12 protein-coding genes are annotated in these 14,384 nt (G+C 39.9%); 11 read left to right on the top strand and 1 reads right to left on the bottom strand.

The features are described 5' to 3' along the window. The first annotated feature begins 192 nt into the window (after window positions 1-192). The 7 genes from BM739_RS15735 to BM739_RS15705 all read left to right on the top strand — a co-directional run bounded on the left by BM739_RS15735 (window position 193) and on the right by BM739_RS15705 (window position 9,528). The gene (locus BM739_RS15735) at window positions 193-558 is read left to right on the top strand and encodes a YbaN family protein (RefSeq protein WP_076542297.1); all 366 of its coding nucleotides are present in this window, start codon (window positions 193-195) and stop codon (window positions 556-558) included. A gap of 158 nt (window positions 559-716) precedes the next feature. After that, window positions 717-1,268 carry an adenine phosphoribosyltransferase gene (gene apt, locus BM739_RS15730; RefSeq protein ID WP_076542295.1) on the top strand — a complete coding sequence of 184 codons (552 nt, stop codon included), beginning with the start codon at window positions 717-719 and terminating at the stop codon, window positions 1,266-1,268. Window positions 1,269-1,487: 219 nt separating this feature from the next. Further along, on the top strand, window positions 1,488-4,223 hold the full coding sequence (gene dnaX, locus BM739_RS15725) for a DNA polymerase III subunit gamma/tau (RefSeq protein ID WP_076542294.1): 2,736 nt from the start codon (window positions 1,488-1,490) through the stop codon (window positions 4,221-4,223). A gap of 130 nt (window positions 4,224-4,353) precedes the next feature. Then, entirely contained in the window at window positions 4,354-4,683 is a 330-nt protein-coding gene (locus tag BM739_RS15720; protein ID WP_076542292.1) for a YbaB/EbfC family nucleoid-associated protein, read from the top strand. Window positions 4,684-5,440: 757 nt separating this feature from the next. Next, on the top strand, window positions 5,441-6,622 hold the full coding sequence (gene uxuA, locus BM739_RS15715; protein WP_076542290.1) for a mannonate dehydratase: 1,182 nt from the start codon (window positions 5,441-5,443) through the stop codon (window positions 6,620-6,622). A 15-nt stretch (window positions 6,623-6,637) separates the two neighbouring features. Continuing rightward, window positions 6,638-8,047 (top strand): glucuronate isomerase, encoded by a 1,410-nt coding sequence (gene uxaC, locus BM739_RS15710; RefSeq protein WP_076542289.1) that lies wholly within the window; start codon window positions 6,638-6,640, stop codon window positions 8,045-8,047. Then, on the top strand, window positions 8,044-9,528 hold the full coding sequence (locus BM739_RS15705) for a mannitol dehydrogenase family protein (protein ID WP_076542287.1): 1,485 nt from the start codon (window positions 8,044-8,046) through the stop codon (window positions 9,526-9,528). The genes uxaC and BM739_RS15705 overlap by 4 nt, the downstream gene beginning before the upstream one ends. 197 nt (window positions 9,529-9,725) lie before the next feature. Here BM739_RS15705 and BM739_RS15700 read toward each other — a convergent pair whose 3' ends face one another. After that, window positions 9,726-10,439, bottom strand: a complete 714-nt coding sequence (locus BM739_RS15700) for a FadR/GntR family transcriptional regulator (protein ID WP_076542285.1) — start codon at window positions 10,437-10,439, stop codon at window positions 9,726-9,728. 216 nt (window positions 10,440-10,655) lie between these two features. Here BM739_RS15700 and BM739_RS15695 point away from each other — a divergent pair, with 216 nt between their 5' ends. From BM739_RS15695 to BM739_RS15680, 4 genes are read left to right on the top strand one after another with little or no spacing between them, the layout of a single operon-like run. After that, window positions 10,656-11,570 carry a sugar kinase gene (locus BM739_RS15695; RefSeq protein ID WP_076542283.1) on the top strand — a complete coding sequence of 305 codons (915 nt, stop codon included), beginning with the start codon at window positions 10,656-10,658 and terminating at the stop codon, window positions 11,568-11,570. Further along, window positions 11,567-12,562, top strand: coding sequence for a TRAP transporter substrate-binding protein (locus tag BM739_RS15690; protein ID WP_076542282.1), 996 nt, complete (start codon window positions 11,567-11,569; stop codon window positions 12,560-12,562). The genes BM739_RS15695 and BM739_RS15690 overlap by 4 nt, the downstream gene beginning before the upstream one ends. Before the next feature lie 59 nt (window positions 12,563-12,621). Continuing rightward, entirely contained in the window at window positions 12,622-13,059 is a 438-nt protein-coding gene (locus tag BM739_RS15685) for a TRAP transporter small permease (RefSeq protein WP_254843567.1), read from the top strand. Beyond that, a complete protein-coding gene (locus tag BM739_RS15680) occupies window positions 13,059-14,351 on the top strand; it encodes a TRAP transporter large permease (RefSeq protein WP_076542279.1) in 1,293 nt (430 codons plus the stop codon). Before BM739_RS15685 ends, BM739_RS15680 begins: the two co-directional genes overlap by 1 nt. Window positions 14,352-14,384: the final 33 nt, after the last annotated feature.

Here is a 14,384-nt window from a genome sequence, read left to right as displayed (position 1 = left end):
AACATCATGTATTTTATTGGTTTTATTCTTGTTTTATTGTTACCAACGCTACCTGCGTCTCTATCTGCCTTGCGACTTGCAGGCTTAATTTAACTGCCAATCTCAGTTATTATACCGCTCTAGTAAGTCATAGAGTCGGTTATCCAAAAACCATTCTATTGAATGGTTTTTTTGATTTGGGCTTGGAGTCACATGGCGTTAAAACGAGGCTTGTTCCTCATTACTGGTTTAACGTGCTTAACGCTTGGCACCATTGGTATTGTGGTGCCCTTATTGCCAACAGTGCCTTTTATCTTGCTGGCGGCTTATTGTTTTGCCCGCTCAAGTACGCGGATGCATCACTGGTTAATGACTCATCCTTGGTTTGCTGAGGCGTTAAATGATTGGCAAGATAAACGAGCAATCAACAAACGGCTGAAGAAAAAAGCCATGATAATGACCACCTTAAGCTTTGTTGTGAGCATTTTAATTGTGCCATTAGTTTGGGTGAAAGTGATGCTCGCTTGCATGTTATGTTGCCTACTGGTTTATTTGTGGCAGATCCCAGAGTTAGATTAAAAGTTACCTTTAATTTGCTCGTTAGTTGCAACTATCTTAAAACATGCTTAGTATCACTGCCATTGAGTGATATGCCAGAAACTATATTTTCAATTTCGAGTTAATGATATTGAAAATGACGGCTATTAAACCATTCCTTTTACAATAGATTATCTAATATGACTATGAATTCAGAACGTTTAGCGCTTATCAAAAACAGTATTAAAGCTATTCCTGATTACCCAATCCCAGGCATTATGTTTCGCGATGTCACCAGCCTTTTAGAAGATTCAGAAGCTTACAAAGCCACTATCGCTTTATTTGTAGAGCATTATAAAGATCAAGGTTTTACTAAAGTTGTTGGTACTGAAGCACGTGGATTTTTATTCGGTGCGCCATTAGCATTAGAGCTTGGTATTGGTTTTGTACCTGTACGTAAGCCGGGCAAATTGCCAAGAAAGACGATTGCGCAAACATATGATCTTGAATACGGTAAAGACACCTTAGAAATTCACGTAGATGCGATCACCCCTGAAGATAAAGTATTGGTTATTGACGACTTACTTGCGACAGGCGGCACCATTGAAGCAACGGTAAAATTAATCCGTGAATTAGGCGGCGAAGTTAAGCATGCGGCATTTGTTATTTCTCTGCCTGATATCGGCGGCGAAAAACGCCTAGAAGGTTTAGGGGTTGAGTTATTGACCTTATGTGAGTTTGAAGGCGAATAGCCAAGCACGCATAATATGTTAGCGGCTTTGTTGAGCTTAACTCAATAAAGCCTGATTTTTGCTCTGCATCGATTGAATCTTCAGCAAATTATCCAGCCTTTTAGAGTAGCAATAGCCTGTGATTGATGAGCATGCTATTGTTATTTTTATTTTCGGGTACAATTAATTACCATTGGTATTATTTAGATCATCCCGTTTCATTAAAGCTTGGGGAATTCCATGTCTTATCAGGTGTTAGCCCGTAAATGGCGCCCTGCCAAATTTGAAGAAATGGTAGGGCAGTCACATGTTCTACTGGCACTTACAAATGCACTCACACAGCAACGACTACATCATGCGTATTTATTTACCGGCACTCGCGGTGTGGGTAAAACCAGTTTAGCGCGCCTATTTGCTAAGGGGCTTAACTGTGAGCAAGGGGTCACTTCGACACCTTGTGGCGTGTGTTCAAGTTGTGTTGAAATTGCCCAAGGCAGGTTTGTTGATCTCATTGAAGTGGATGCGGCCTCAAGAACTAAGGTCGATGATACCCGTGAGCTACTTGATAATGTGCAATATAAGCCTTCAAGAGGCCGTTATAAAGTCTACTTAATCGATGAAGTACATATGCTGTCTCGAAGTAGTTTTAACGCCTTACTTAAAACACTTGAAGAGCCGCCTGAGCATGTGAAATTTCTACTGGCCACCACAGATCCGCAAAAATTGCCGGTGACTGTGTTGTCTCGCTGTTTACAATTTAATTTAAAAAGTCTGTCTCAAGATGAAATAACTAAGCAGCTAGATTTTATCTTAGCTCAAGAGCAATTAACCTTTGAGCCCCAAGCATTAACGCTATTGGCAAAAGCGGCTAACGGCAGTATGCGTGATGCCCTGAGCTTAACCGATCAAGCGATTGCCTTTGGTAGCGGCCAAGTGATGCACCAACAGGTGCAAACCATGCTTGGCAGTATTGATGCCCAGCAAGTCTTAGTGCTGCTAAAAGCTTTATGTGATGCCGATATTGCTAACTTAATGCAAACCATCCAGCAAGTGCTGAGTTTTGGCGCTGATGCCGATGAAGTGCTGCGCAGTTTATTGGAATTACTCCACCAAATTACCTTAACGCAATTTGCGCCTGCCGCGGCGCAGCAGTCGTTATACAGCGAACAAATCTTAGCCTTTGCTCAGCAATTAACCCCTGAGCAAGTACAGCTGTACTATCAGTTATTGTTAACGGGTCGCAAAGAATTAAGCTTTGCTCCTGATCCTAAATCAGGTCTTGAAATGGCGCTACTAAGAGCCGTGGCATTTGTACCTGAAAAGCCCGTTAAACGTTGGCACACCGATGAGCCAGTAACGATTTCTTTGACGCCACAACCCGTGACGCCAGAAACGGTTAAATCGGCGCCGGTTAGCTCGAAGGCTGACACAACTACAAATAACACTAGCGCTTTAGCTGCAGACAATGAAGCAACAACGGCGACTAAGTCAGCCCAAGTTAGCAATACAGCAGTTGATAGCAGTGCGGTGCCTGCGGCAAAAATGCTACCACAAACTGCCAGCATCGCAGCTGAGGACGATAATCTAAATGCTGCTCCTGAGATCGCCGCAGAGCAAGCCATTATCCTTAGTCAAGCTGACAGTTTAGGTTTTAATCAGCAAGCAGCGACTGAAACGCAAGCAGCTGACACTGGCGTTATTGCAGCGCCAGCAGTCGAAGCGGCTGCAGTAGAAGCACCTAGAGTAGAAACACCTAAAGTAGAAACGCCAGCAGTTGAAACTCAGCCAGTCACAGCAACAACATCGTCAAATGAGATGCCCATTGATGCTTACGAGCAGTTTGCTCAGGCAAGTGACGAATCTTATGCTGAATTTGATAATGACGATCACAATCAATATCAGCAGGCAGAAGCAAGGACTCCGCAAGCTAATGTTCAACAAACTGGTGCCGCGCAAGCTAAGCCTGAGCAAACAACCGCAGATACAACAGAAACTGACTTAAGTGACATGGATGCGTTACTTGATGCCGTGCTCGCTACCAATGATTCTTTAAAGGCGGAGTTAAATTCGTTAGCCGAAGAAGGTGAACAAGCAAAAAAGCAACAGGCGGTAGCCAATCCAAGTATTAAAATTCCTGCACCTAAAGCGAAACCGCAGCCGATTGAAAATACCGCCACAGTTGATGCTATTATTGATGTAACCGCGCCAGTAAACACCAGTGCAGTAAATGATGCAGCAGATACAGATAGACCGCCATGGGAAAAGCCCACTGAATTGCCAGCAGCTTCAGTTTCAACTGCAATAGCAACAACTGAGCCTGAGGTGAGCCATAGCGCAGCAACTAACATGGCAGCTGACAATGCACACACTACAATAGCAGCCGTTGCAGTGCCAACAAGCGCTGTTCATGAGCAGCAGGGAAGTCGTCAGCATGCACGTACTGCCATAGCGCCAACTGAGAATAATACCGCAGTGGCTGAGACAACAGTTACTCACGCATCGACTGAAGTGGCATTAAACGGTCAGCATGAAATCTCAGGTGATAGCCTAGATTTACACTGGTACAAAATCATGTCGCAGTTAAGCATCGGCGGCAGGGTAAGACAGCTCGCCGTTAACTCGGTATGCCAACGACTGGACAATCCGATCCCGTTATTACTTAAACCGGATCAAAAACATTTATCCGCCGAAGTGGCGATTGAGCAATTACAAATTGCCTTATCGGAGCTTTTGGGCGAAGACACAAAGGTGCAAATTCAGGTTGGGCTTGATCCACAACATGAAACCCCACTTGAATTGCGTAAAAGATTTCATCGAGAGTTATTAGCGAATGCAAATTACGCTTTAATTAATGATGACAAAGTACAATGGATGTTTACTCGTTTAGCGGCTCAGCTAAATCCAGATACTTTAGTGTATCCGGTTGAAAAGCTACAGGCGATAGGGCAACAAATTCCAGCATTAACTGTTCAATAAAACAGCTAAAGCGTTATAGGCGTCAAAACTTTGATAGCAATAACCGCGGATTTATTGCCAATTTATTTTTTTTCAGTAAGATTAGCCCCACTTTGGCTGCTTGCTAATAACCTAATTAAGAGAAAAGACTATGTTTGGAAAAGGCGGTATGGGCAACTTAATGAAACAAGCCCAAATGATGCAAGACAAAATGGCTAAAATGCAGGAAGAAATCGCACGCACTGAAATGACCGGTGAAGCGGGTGCAGGTTTAGTTAAAGTGACCATGACTGGTTCACACAACATTCGTAAAGTTGACATCGATCCTAGCTTGATGGAAGACGATAAAGAAATGTTGGAAGATCTTATTGCTGCAGCATTCAACGACGCAGCACGTCGCATCGAAGAAAACCAAAAAACTAAGATGGCTGAAGTCACTGGCGGTATGCAATTACCTCCAGGAATGAAAATGCCATTCTAATCGCTAGCGTGTTGTTTCTATTTGTTATGCCAGCAGGTTCGTAGCGTTGGGGTCAAATAGGGGCAAACTAGCTAATAAAAAAGCTCAAGCAATTTGCTTGAGCTTTTTTTTTGCGTAAATAGGTGCACCTTAATTAGCTATCTTGACTAAGCATCGCCACTTCTTTTGTAATGAGCATTCTGTTTTTCAATTCATTGATTGGCGTAAATTTCATGGTGATTCTGATATTGCGATGACACATCTGTTTGTCTAACCACTAAAGAACTAGTTTACTAGAAAGTATCATTAAGCTGATCCCTGCTTAATAAGCTAGTTTATTTGTTGTTACTAACGCTGGTATTGCATGTGAGTTGTCGTTAACGCTAGTTGCCTCAACATTTGTTTTCTCAGCTTACAAAATGGGTTCGTAGTATTTATAGCGGGTAGTTGGTTATTTTAATGGACCGTCTAAGCCTATTATAAAATTGATTTATTCATTCTATATTCAAAAACTAGTTCAACTATGAAAATGTAACTCATCTTTTATATCAGATAGTTAACCTTTAATTTCAGGGACTCTAACTGACTAGTGCTTAATGCTAATTTTTAGATGTTATTTAATTTTTTAGGATTACTATTTTAATATTTTAGGTTTTCACTTTGATTAAGTTATAAGTGAGCAACTAGATTGTTCAAAAAATAACTTGCTGTTAACTTTTTGTTTTGGTTAAATAGGTAGGTGGCCTTACCAATTTACCGATTATATAGTGAGATATTAATGTTAGAAACATGGCGATGGTTTGATTTAAATGATCCTATTTCTCTTCGTAAAGTGGCACAAACTGGAGCGAAAGGGATTGTCAGCTCCTTGAATGAGATCCCAACGGGTGACATTTGGCCAATGGCTAATTTGTTATCTCGTAAGCTAGCAATTGAAGGTGCTGGATTAACATGGAGTGTTGTTGAAAGTATACCGGTACATAACGATATCAAGACTCGCACAGGTAATTTTTTACAGTTAATTGAGAACTATAAGCAATCCATTATTAATGTCGGTAAAGCGGGTATTGGCACCGTATGTTATAACTTTATGCCTGTAGTGGATTGGACAAGAACAAATTTAGACTACTTACTCGAGAATACAGGCTCAGCATTACGTTTTGATATGGTCGATTTTGTCGCTTACGACATATTTATTCTTAAGCGTCCAGATGCCAAAGTAAGTTATAACGCAGATCTTATTGAAGAAGCTCGTAATTATTTTGAACAAATGAGCACAGCTCAAATCGCCTTACTTGAAAAAAATATCATTGCGGGCTTACCTGGCGGCGAAGGTTCATACAATCGGGAATCTATTAAAACTGCTATTGCTGAGTTCATTGAGTTGGGTGAAGAAGGCTTACGACAAAATCTTATCGCATTTTTAGCAGAAATTGTCCCTGTAGCAGAAACAAGTGGTGTTAACTTATGTGTGCATCCTGATGATCCACCATTTTCACTTTTTGGGTTGCCTCGAGTTGTATCAACTCAAGAAGATGTTCGTAAAATTTTATCTGCAGTTGATAGTCCTGCAAATGGTTTAACACTGTGCGCTGGTTCCTTTGGAGCTAGGGCTGATAATAATCTTGTTGATATGGTCAGTGAGTTTGGGCATAAAATTCATTTTGTTCATCTCAGAAATGTGGTTCGTGAGCCTAATGGTTCATTTTATGAAGCCGAACACCTCGATGGTGATAATGATATGGTTGGCTTAATAGATGCTCTATTAACAGAAGAAAATCGAAGAAAAATAGCAGGCGATAGAGATGCTTTAATCCCTATGCGACCTGATCACGGACACTTATTAGAGGATGAAGCGTCGCAACCCGATGTTAAACCAGGTTATTCGTATTTAGGTCGCTTAAAAGGGCTAGCAGAGTTGCGCGGCGTAATTCATGCAATTTCACAATTTAAAAAATAATAAAAAGGAGGATTTGTGAGTCAGAATTTATTACATCCGGACAGGCTATTTAGTTCAGACATTGAGCAGCGAAACATTGCAAAGCGTCTTTACGCTGACATAAAAGACTTACCTATAGTTAGCCCTCATGGACACACAGATCCTCGCTGGTTTGCTGAAAACCAGTGCTTCTCCAATGCGACAGAATTGCTAATACAACCTGACCATTACTTGTTGCGTATGCTTCACAGTCAAGGTATTAGCATGGAAGCTTTGGGTTTTACTGCTGATGGTAGTAAAAGTCAGGTCGAACCTAAAGATATTTGGCTTTTATTTGCGACTCATTACTATCTTTTTCTAGGTACTCCAACTCGAATGTGGATGGATTATGTTTTTGAAAATGTCTTTGATTTACATGAAGATTTATCAGAGTTAACGGCCGATACTTTTTATGATCATATTACGGCGTCATTGCAAAAAAAAGAGTTCACACCAAGGGCTTTATTTGAACGCTTTAATATTGAAGTGATTGCAACGACAGAGTCTGCAATTGATGATTTATCGCATCATAAAACAATTAAAGAAAGTGGTTGGCAAGGTAAAGTCATTACCGCTTTTAGGCCTGATAATGTTATCGATCCTGAATTTGAGGGCTTTGAGGCTAATTTAGTGCGCTTATCAACATTGACCAATGAGCCACTAGATACTTTTGAAAGCTACTTAATGAGTTTGTATAAACGTCGTGCATATTTTAAAGAAATGGGCGCGACATCGACTGATCATGGACACTTAAGTGCACGTACACTTGATCTATCAAAGGCTGAAAAAGAGCTGTTATATACGCAAATACGAACAGGTACCTTTGACGCTGAAGATGCTGATTGTTTTCGCGCTCAAATGTTAACTGAAATGGCTTTAATGAGTTTAGATGATGGGTTAGTCATGCAGATCCACCCAGGTGTTCATCGTAATCATAATCAACAATTATTTGATAAATTTGGCCGAGATAAAGGGGCTGATATTCCGGTTGCCAGCGAATATGTTCAAAACTTAAAACCACTACTCAATCGATTTGGTAATAATCCAAACTTTAGTCTAATTATCTTTACCCTTGATGAAACGTCATATGCTCGTGAGTTAGCGCCTTTGGCTGGTCATTATCCCGCATTAAAGCTAGGCCCAGCTTGGTGGTTTAATGACAGCCCTGAAGGAATGCGAAGATTTAGAGAGCAAACAACTGAAACTGCGGGTTTTTATAATACTGTTGGTTTTAATGATGACACACGTGCATTTTTGTCAATTCCAGCGAGACACGACGTAGCAAGGCGGATGGATTGCGCCTTTTTAGCACAATTGGTGGCAGAGCATCGTTTAACTGAGCCACAAGCTAAACAAATAGCATACGACTTAACTTACACACTTGTTAAACAGGCTTACAAACTATGATGGATGAATTGCTTTCTAATCATACTCTTAATTCCGTTAAGTCAGGAATTACTAAACCAAGCTATGACTATAAAAGTAGTACAGTGGGTATTGTTCATATTGGTATCGGGGCATTTCATCGTGCGCATCAAGCGGTTTTTACTGATGATTTACTCAATCAATCAGATCGTTGGAAGATTACCGCTGTTAGTTTACGTTCTGCAAATATTCGCAATGCTATGGCACCGCAAGATAACCTCTATAGCGTGGTTGAGCGTTGTAGTTCCCAACAGGATAAGCTGCGAATAATTGGGGCTATTAGTGATGTTTTGGTTGCGCCTGAAGAACCGCATAAAGTCATTAATGTTTTAGCTCAATCAAAGACTAAAGTTGTCACTTTAACGGTGACAGAGAAAGGCTATTGCCGTGATAAAACCGGTGAAAACCTCGATTTCACTAATCCAGCGATAGTACATGATTTAGCTAACCTTTCGCAGCCTTGCTCGTTGGTTGGATTTATAGTCGCGGCATGTAAAGTGCGTATGCTTAACGATGATAAATTAACCATTATTAGTTGTGATAACTTACCCGCTAATGGCCGAGTAACCCAGAAGGTTGTATTACAATTTGCGCAACGAGTAGATATAAAAGTCGCCCAATGGATACAAGAAAACGTCAGTTTTTGTAACTCAATGGTTGATAGGATAGTCCCTGCAACCACACAACAAGATATCGATTTTGTATCTCAAACGCTTGGCGTAGTTGATCATAGTACAGTGATAACTGAGCCCTTTAAACAATGGGTTATAGAAGATAATTTTATCAATGATAGGCCTGAATGGGACAGTGTAGGTGTATTATTTGTTGATGATGTTGAGGCCTACGAGGATATGAAGTTACGATTACTTAATGGCATTCATTCAACACTTGCTTACATCGGTTTTTTAAAAGGTTATGAATATATCCATCAAGCAATTGAAGATGAATATTGCTTACAGTTTGTAAAAGCATTACAAACGGAATTATTAGCGACATTGGATGATGTGCCGGGTATTGATTTAGCAAGTTATGCCGACACTATTTTAGTGCGTTTTGCTAATGCGAGGGTGCCTTATAAGACAACTCAAGTAGCCTGTGATGGCTCACAAAAGTTGTCACAAAGACTGGTGAAGCCGTTAGATACCTTACTTAAAAATGGTAAGCAGTCTCGCTTGATATCCTTTGTATTAGCGTCATGGTGCTGCTTTTTAGAAGGGCGAGACAGTGAAGGTAATCATTTTAATGTAGTTGATCCACTAGCAAAAGAGTTAACTCAATTAGCAACTCAACATGCTGATGATGAATGTAAGCAAGTGCATAGTATATTACGAGATTCAGGTATTTGTTCTGCAGCTATATTAGAAAATGAGTTATTTATCACGTCTGTTGAAAAACATTTAACAGCGATTCATACCCTAGGTATAGAGCAAGCATTAAAAAAAACGTTAACGTTAGAATGTTAATTATCTAGCTTGGTATAACGGGTGATTTATTACACTAAGATTTGACATTTAATCTGTTGAGGAAGTCTAGTGTAACGGCAGGTTGTATCGGCGGGTTGATATGATTTTGTCTATTTTAAGCATTTAGGTGCGATATAATTGATATGAATGTTATATCAGTCAGTAATTGAGGTAGTTACACTACCTCAATTATTGAGTTAAAGTTTGATATTACTGAATGGGTCATTATCAAAATAAGTCGCAGCAGCTTCTGTTGCATTCTCAATATGTTTTTTCATCGCAATTCTAGCTTGTTCTGCATCACGTTTTTCCAATGCTTCAACAATATCAGTGTGATCTTGAATAGAAGGGTGGACACCTTCTGCACGCAGTCTTTGGGCAAAGGCAGAACTTAAATCTGATTTACTTCTTAATTCCCATAGCCAATTGACAATGGAAGTAATGGCACTATTTTGAGTGGCATCAGCAATAATACTATGGAATTTCCAATCCGCTTTTTCAGAGCTATCTGGGCGTTTTTCTTCTTCTTCCATTTCAACAATCGTATCTTTCAATTGTTTGATTTGTTCATCAGAAATATGTTTTGCGGCAATTGAGCAAGCTTCTGACTCAATGATGCCTCTTATTTGTAATATCTCAAACGGACCAACCCCTTTATCTTCGGAAGTGATAAAAGGTTTCTTCTCATTGACGAAAATACCTGACCCCGTTCTGATTTCTACAATACCTGATAATTCTAACGCGATCATTGCCTCGCGGATTGTAGGGCGACTGACATTTAATTTTTCAGCTAACTCTCGTTCAGAAGGTAATCGGTCACCAGGTACTATTATGCCATCACTAACTAGTTTTGACAGTTGAGCGGCCACTTTCACGTATAGTCGGTCAGTTTTTATTGCTTGTAATTCCATAGTTTTCCTTAACTCTGTGCGACATTTCGCCAGAACTTTCTCAATAAGCATCAGTAGCATTGGTATTCTAGCAAAGGTTGTCCTGTTTAGGGATAACAACTTTTGCAAATACAGTCAGTTTACAGTTGCGTTACAAATAAATAACTTGTTAGTATGGAAAGATAGTAAGGTGGCATGACCAATTTTGCAAGGGCTTTGTAATAGCTAAGGAAGGGTATGTTGAAAGTAGCAGTGATCGGCGAGTGCATGGTGGAATTAAGTAAGCAAGCTAATGGTCAGTATAAGATGGGATTTGGCGGCGATACATTAAATACCGCTATCTATTTAACTCGCTGTGGTGGCCATGCTGATTATTTTACTGTGCTCAGTGACGACATTTATAGTCAACAAATGCTTTCACAATGGCAACAAGAAGGTGTTGGCACTGAGCAAGTTAAAATTAATGATAACAAACTTCCAGGGCTCTATGTGATTAATAATGATGAGCATGGCGAGCGATATTTTAATTATTGGCGTGAAAATTCAGCAGCTCGAACTTTACTTTCTGATTACCCAGAAGTACTGGATAGCTTAATTCATTATGACGTCATATTCCTCAGTGGTATCACCTTATCACTTTATTCTAACGAAGATTTAGTGACCTTATTTGCTTTTTTAAATCAATATAGAAAAGCGGGCGGCATTGTCGCTTTTGATAATAATTATCGACCTAATAATTGGCCCGATTTTTCTCATTCTGTCAGCATATTTAATAAAATGAGGAGCCTGACAGATATAGGATTAATCAGTTTTGATGATGAATGTTTAATGTATGGCGAACATTCCATTGATGATTGTATCCAACGTTGGAGCCAAGCTGGCGTCAATGAGGTTGTTGTTAAAAACGGCCACAATGGTTGCCATGTTTATATTGATAATCAACGATATTTCTACCCACTCGATGCAGTATTATCGCCAATCGATACGACTGCTGCGGGTGACTCTTTTAATGGTGCCTACCTCGCAGCTAAATCTAAAAATAAATCTTTATCCCAATCGATTGTAGATGCTCAGTCTTGTGCCAGTACCGTCATTATGTATAAAGGTGCGGTTATTGATAAATCAATTTCATTGTTGAAGGAGGCAATATGAAGCTTTTTCCTATGGTTCATATGCTGCTTTTCATTGTGGCTACGGTTGTGCTTTCATCTTGTGCAGACAAGCAAACTCATAAAGTCTCTATTCGATTTTCACATGGTTTAGATATGCAGCATCCGGTTCATAAATCGGTAGTGTATATGAATGAAGTGCTTAATGACGTTTCTAGTGGAGAAATGTCATTAGTCATTTATCCATCTGGGCAACTTGGTTCTGAACGTGAGGTTTTAGAGCTACTTCAAATAGGTAGCTTAGGAATGACAAAAGTGTCTGCAAGTTCTTTAGAAGCGTTTGTACCGCAAATGGAAATTTTTAGTTTGCCTTATTTATTTACCGATCATGAGCATTTCTGGCAAACGCTTAATAGTGAGATAGGGCAAACATTGTTAGATGAAGGTGTGGCTTATCGAATCAAAGGATTAGGCTATTTTGATGCGGGAAGCCGCAGCTTTTACACCACTGAAGACAAAGTCATAACACCTGAACACCTTGAAGGTTTGAAGATTCGGGTGATGAATAGTGAGTCAGCAGTCGACATGGTTAATACCATGGGCGCCGCAGCTACACCAGTGAGTTGGGGCGAGTTATATACCGCATTACAGCAAGGCATTGTTGAAGGTGCTGAGAACAATCCCCCTAGTTTTTACTACTCCAAACATTATGAAGTCAGTCAATATTATTTATTGGATGAACATACATCAATTCCAGATGTGGTTGTGATCGGCACACATATGTGGAATAGCCTTAGCAAACAGCAACAATACTGGCTCAATCAAGCCATGGAACAGGCCAGCATTTACCAAAAAGGCTTGTGGGCAGAATCAACGGCAATGTCATTACAAAAAGTAAAAGAAGCTGGGGTAGAAGTTATTACCGCTGATAAATCTCATTTTCAAAAAAGTGTTGCCCCAATATACGAACAACTAAAAGGGACTGCACTTGAGCCATTGGTTGCTAGTATCAAAGCGTTAAGGGAACAACAATGAAGTTACTCGAACAAGCTGTATTAAAAAGTGATGTTGTTTTGAGGGTATTGTTAGCCTCAATGATGGCGTTACTGGTGTTAGATGTTACTTGGCAAGTACTCACAAGGTTCATTTTACCTCAGCCAAGTTCCTTCACTGAAGAGGTGGCTAGATTTTTATTGATATGGGTAAGCCTATTAGGTGGAGCATTTGCTTATAGAGAGCACAGTCATTTAGGTTTTGATCTTTTTGTTAGTAAGTTATCAGCAGCTAAAGCACGCTTTGTTTTCAAATTATGTTGCTTTTTAGTCGCGGTATTTGCCATATCAGTATTAATTATTGGTGGCTCTAATTTAGTTTATCTTACCTGGTTACTGGGGCAGGAATCGCCGGTATTAAATATTCCCATGGCTGCGATATATATCGTTTTACCTATAAGCGGGTTGTTATTCCTTTTATATAGCAGTTATTTTTTTATTAATGCTGATCAGCAAATGGCAACAAAGGAGTTTTCATAATGACCGCTGTTATCTTATTCGGCATCTTTGCTCTACTGCTATTTATTAATTTACCCATTGCACTGGCGATTATTTTTGCCACGCTAGTGACGATGTTAACCACCATAGATACTTTGCCAGCGTTAACCACAATTGCGCAGCGCTTGACTGCTGGTATCGATAGTTTTGCTTTACTCGCCATACCTTATTTTATTCTGTCAGGATATTTAATGGGTCAAGGCGGAATTGCGGCGAGGCTTATCGCATTTGCAAAAGTTTTGGTCGGGCGTCTCCCAGGCGGACTTGCTTTTGTGAATGTGATATCTTGCGCACTTTTTGGCTCTATATCAGGTTCGGCTGTTGCTGCAACGTCTGCTATTGGTGGCTTTATGATCCCAGCCATGGAAAAAGAAGGCTACGATAAACCATTTAGTACTGCAGTCACGGTAACAGCGGCGACAACTGGTATGTTAATCCCACCAAGTAATATCTTAATTATTTATTCTCTAGCATCTGGTGGCGTATCAATTGCTGCATTGTTTATTGCAGGATACTTGCCTGGCTTACTGGTGACTTTACTGTTAATTGTTGCCTGTTTTATCTATGTGACAAAAAAGAAAATTAAACCACTGTCTGCAGAAAGTATTGAACCTTTTTGGCCTGCACTATTTGGTGCTGTGCCGAGTTTGTTCCTTATCTTTTTGATTATTGGTGGCATTATTGGCGGCATATTCACGCCTACTGAAGCCGGCGCATTAGCGGTATTATATTCATTGGCATTGTCACTGGTCTTTTACCGTGAATTGAGTGTTAGAGACCTTTTTCCAATTTTACTAAAGGCGGTTAACACCACTGCAATAGTGATGTTACTGATTGGCGCATCTTCAGCAATGTCTTGGTTAATGTCTTATGAATTAATTCCACAAACAATCAGCGAGTCTTTATTAGCGCTATCACAAAATCCATTAATCATATTATTAATTATAAACTTAACCTTGCTTGTTATTGGTACGTTTATGGATATGACGCCTGCAGTACTTATCTTTACCCCTATTTTCTTACCTGTTGCAGAAAGCCTAGGTATATCACCCTTACATTTTGGCATTATGGTTATTTTAAACTTATCCATAGGTCTTTGTACGCCACCAGTTGGGAGCGTGTTATTTGTGGGTTGTAGTATTGGTAAAGTGCCCATCAGTCAAGTCGTTAAACCTATTCTTCCTTTGTATGCAGCAATGGTTTTAGCATTGGTTCTTGTGACAATTTTCCCTGCAATTAGTGAGTTTTTACCTCAAGTTTTAGGGTTGATTTAATGTGTTAAATATTCACCTTTATCATTAATTTCA

Origin of the sequence: Shewanella sp. UCD-KL21, assembly GCF_001957135.1 — a bacterium.
In the GTDB taxonomy this organism is placed as follows: domain Bacteria; phylum Pseudomonadota; class Gammaproteobacteria; order Enterobacterales; family Shewanellaceae; genus Shewanella.
This window is presented reverse-complemented; position numbering and strand designations above follow the sequence as displayed.

What these genes read in the sequence shown, in the direction of transcription:
- BM739_RS15695 (WP_076542283.1), top strand. Translation starts at nt 10,656, where the DNA reads ATGTTGAAAGTAGCAGTGATCGGCGAGTGCATGGTGGAATTAAGTAAG.
- BM739_RS15685 (WP_254843567.1), top strand. Translation starts at nt 12,622, where the DNA reads ATGATGGCGTTACTGGTGTTAGATGTTACTTGGCAAGTACTCACAAGG.
- uxuA (WP_076542290.1), top strand. Translation starts at nt 5,441, where the DNA reads ATGTTAGAAACATGGCGATGGTTTGATTTAAATGATCCTATTTCTCTT.
- BM739_RS15720 (WP_076542292.1), top strand. Translation starts at nt 4,354, where the DNA reads ATGTTTGGAAAAGGCGGTATGGGCAACTTAATGAAACAAGCCCAAATG.
- BM739_RS15680 (WP_076542279.1), top strand. Translation starts at nt 13,059, where the DNA reads ATGACCGCTGTTATCTTATTCGGCATCTTTGCTCTACTGCTATTTATT.
- BM739_RS15705 (WP_076542287.1), top strand. Translation starts at nt 8,044, where the DNA reads ATGATGGATGAATTGCTTTCTAATCATACTCTTAATTCCGTTAAGTCA.
- BM739_RS15690 (WP_076542282.1), top strand. Translation starts at nt 11,567, where the DNA reads ATGAAGCTTTTTCCTATGGTTCATATGCTGCTTTTCATTGTGGCTACG.
- BM739_RS15700 (WP_076542285.1), bottom strand. Translation starts at nt 10,439, where the DNA reads ATGGAATTACAAGCAATAAAAACTGACCGACTATACGTGAAAGTGGCC.
- apt (WP_076542295.1), top strand. Translation starts at nt 717, where the DNA reads ATGACTATGAATTCAGAACGTTTAGCGCTTATCAAAAACAGTATTAAA.
- BM739_RS15735 (WP_076542297.1), top strand. Translation starts at nt 193, where the DNA reads ATGGCGTTAAAACGAGGCTTGTTCCTCATTACTGGTTTAACGTGCTTA.
- dnaX (WP_076542294.1), top strand. Translation starts at nt 1,488, where the DNA reads ATGTCTTATCAGGTGTTAGCCCGTAAATGGCGCCCTGCCAAATTTGAA.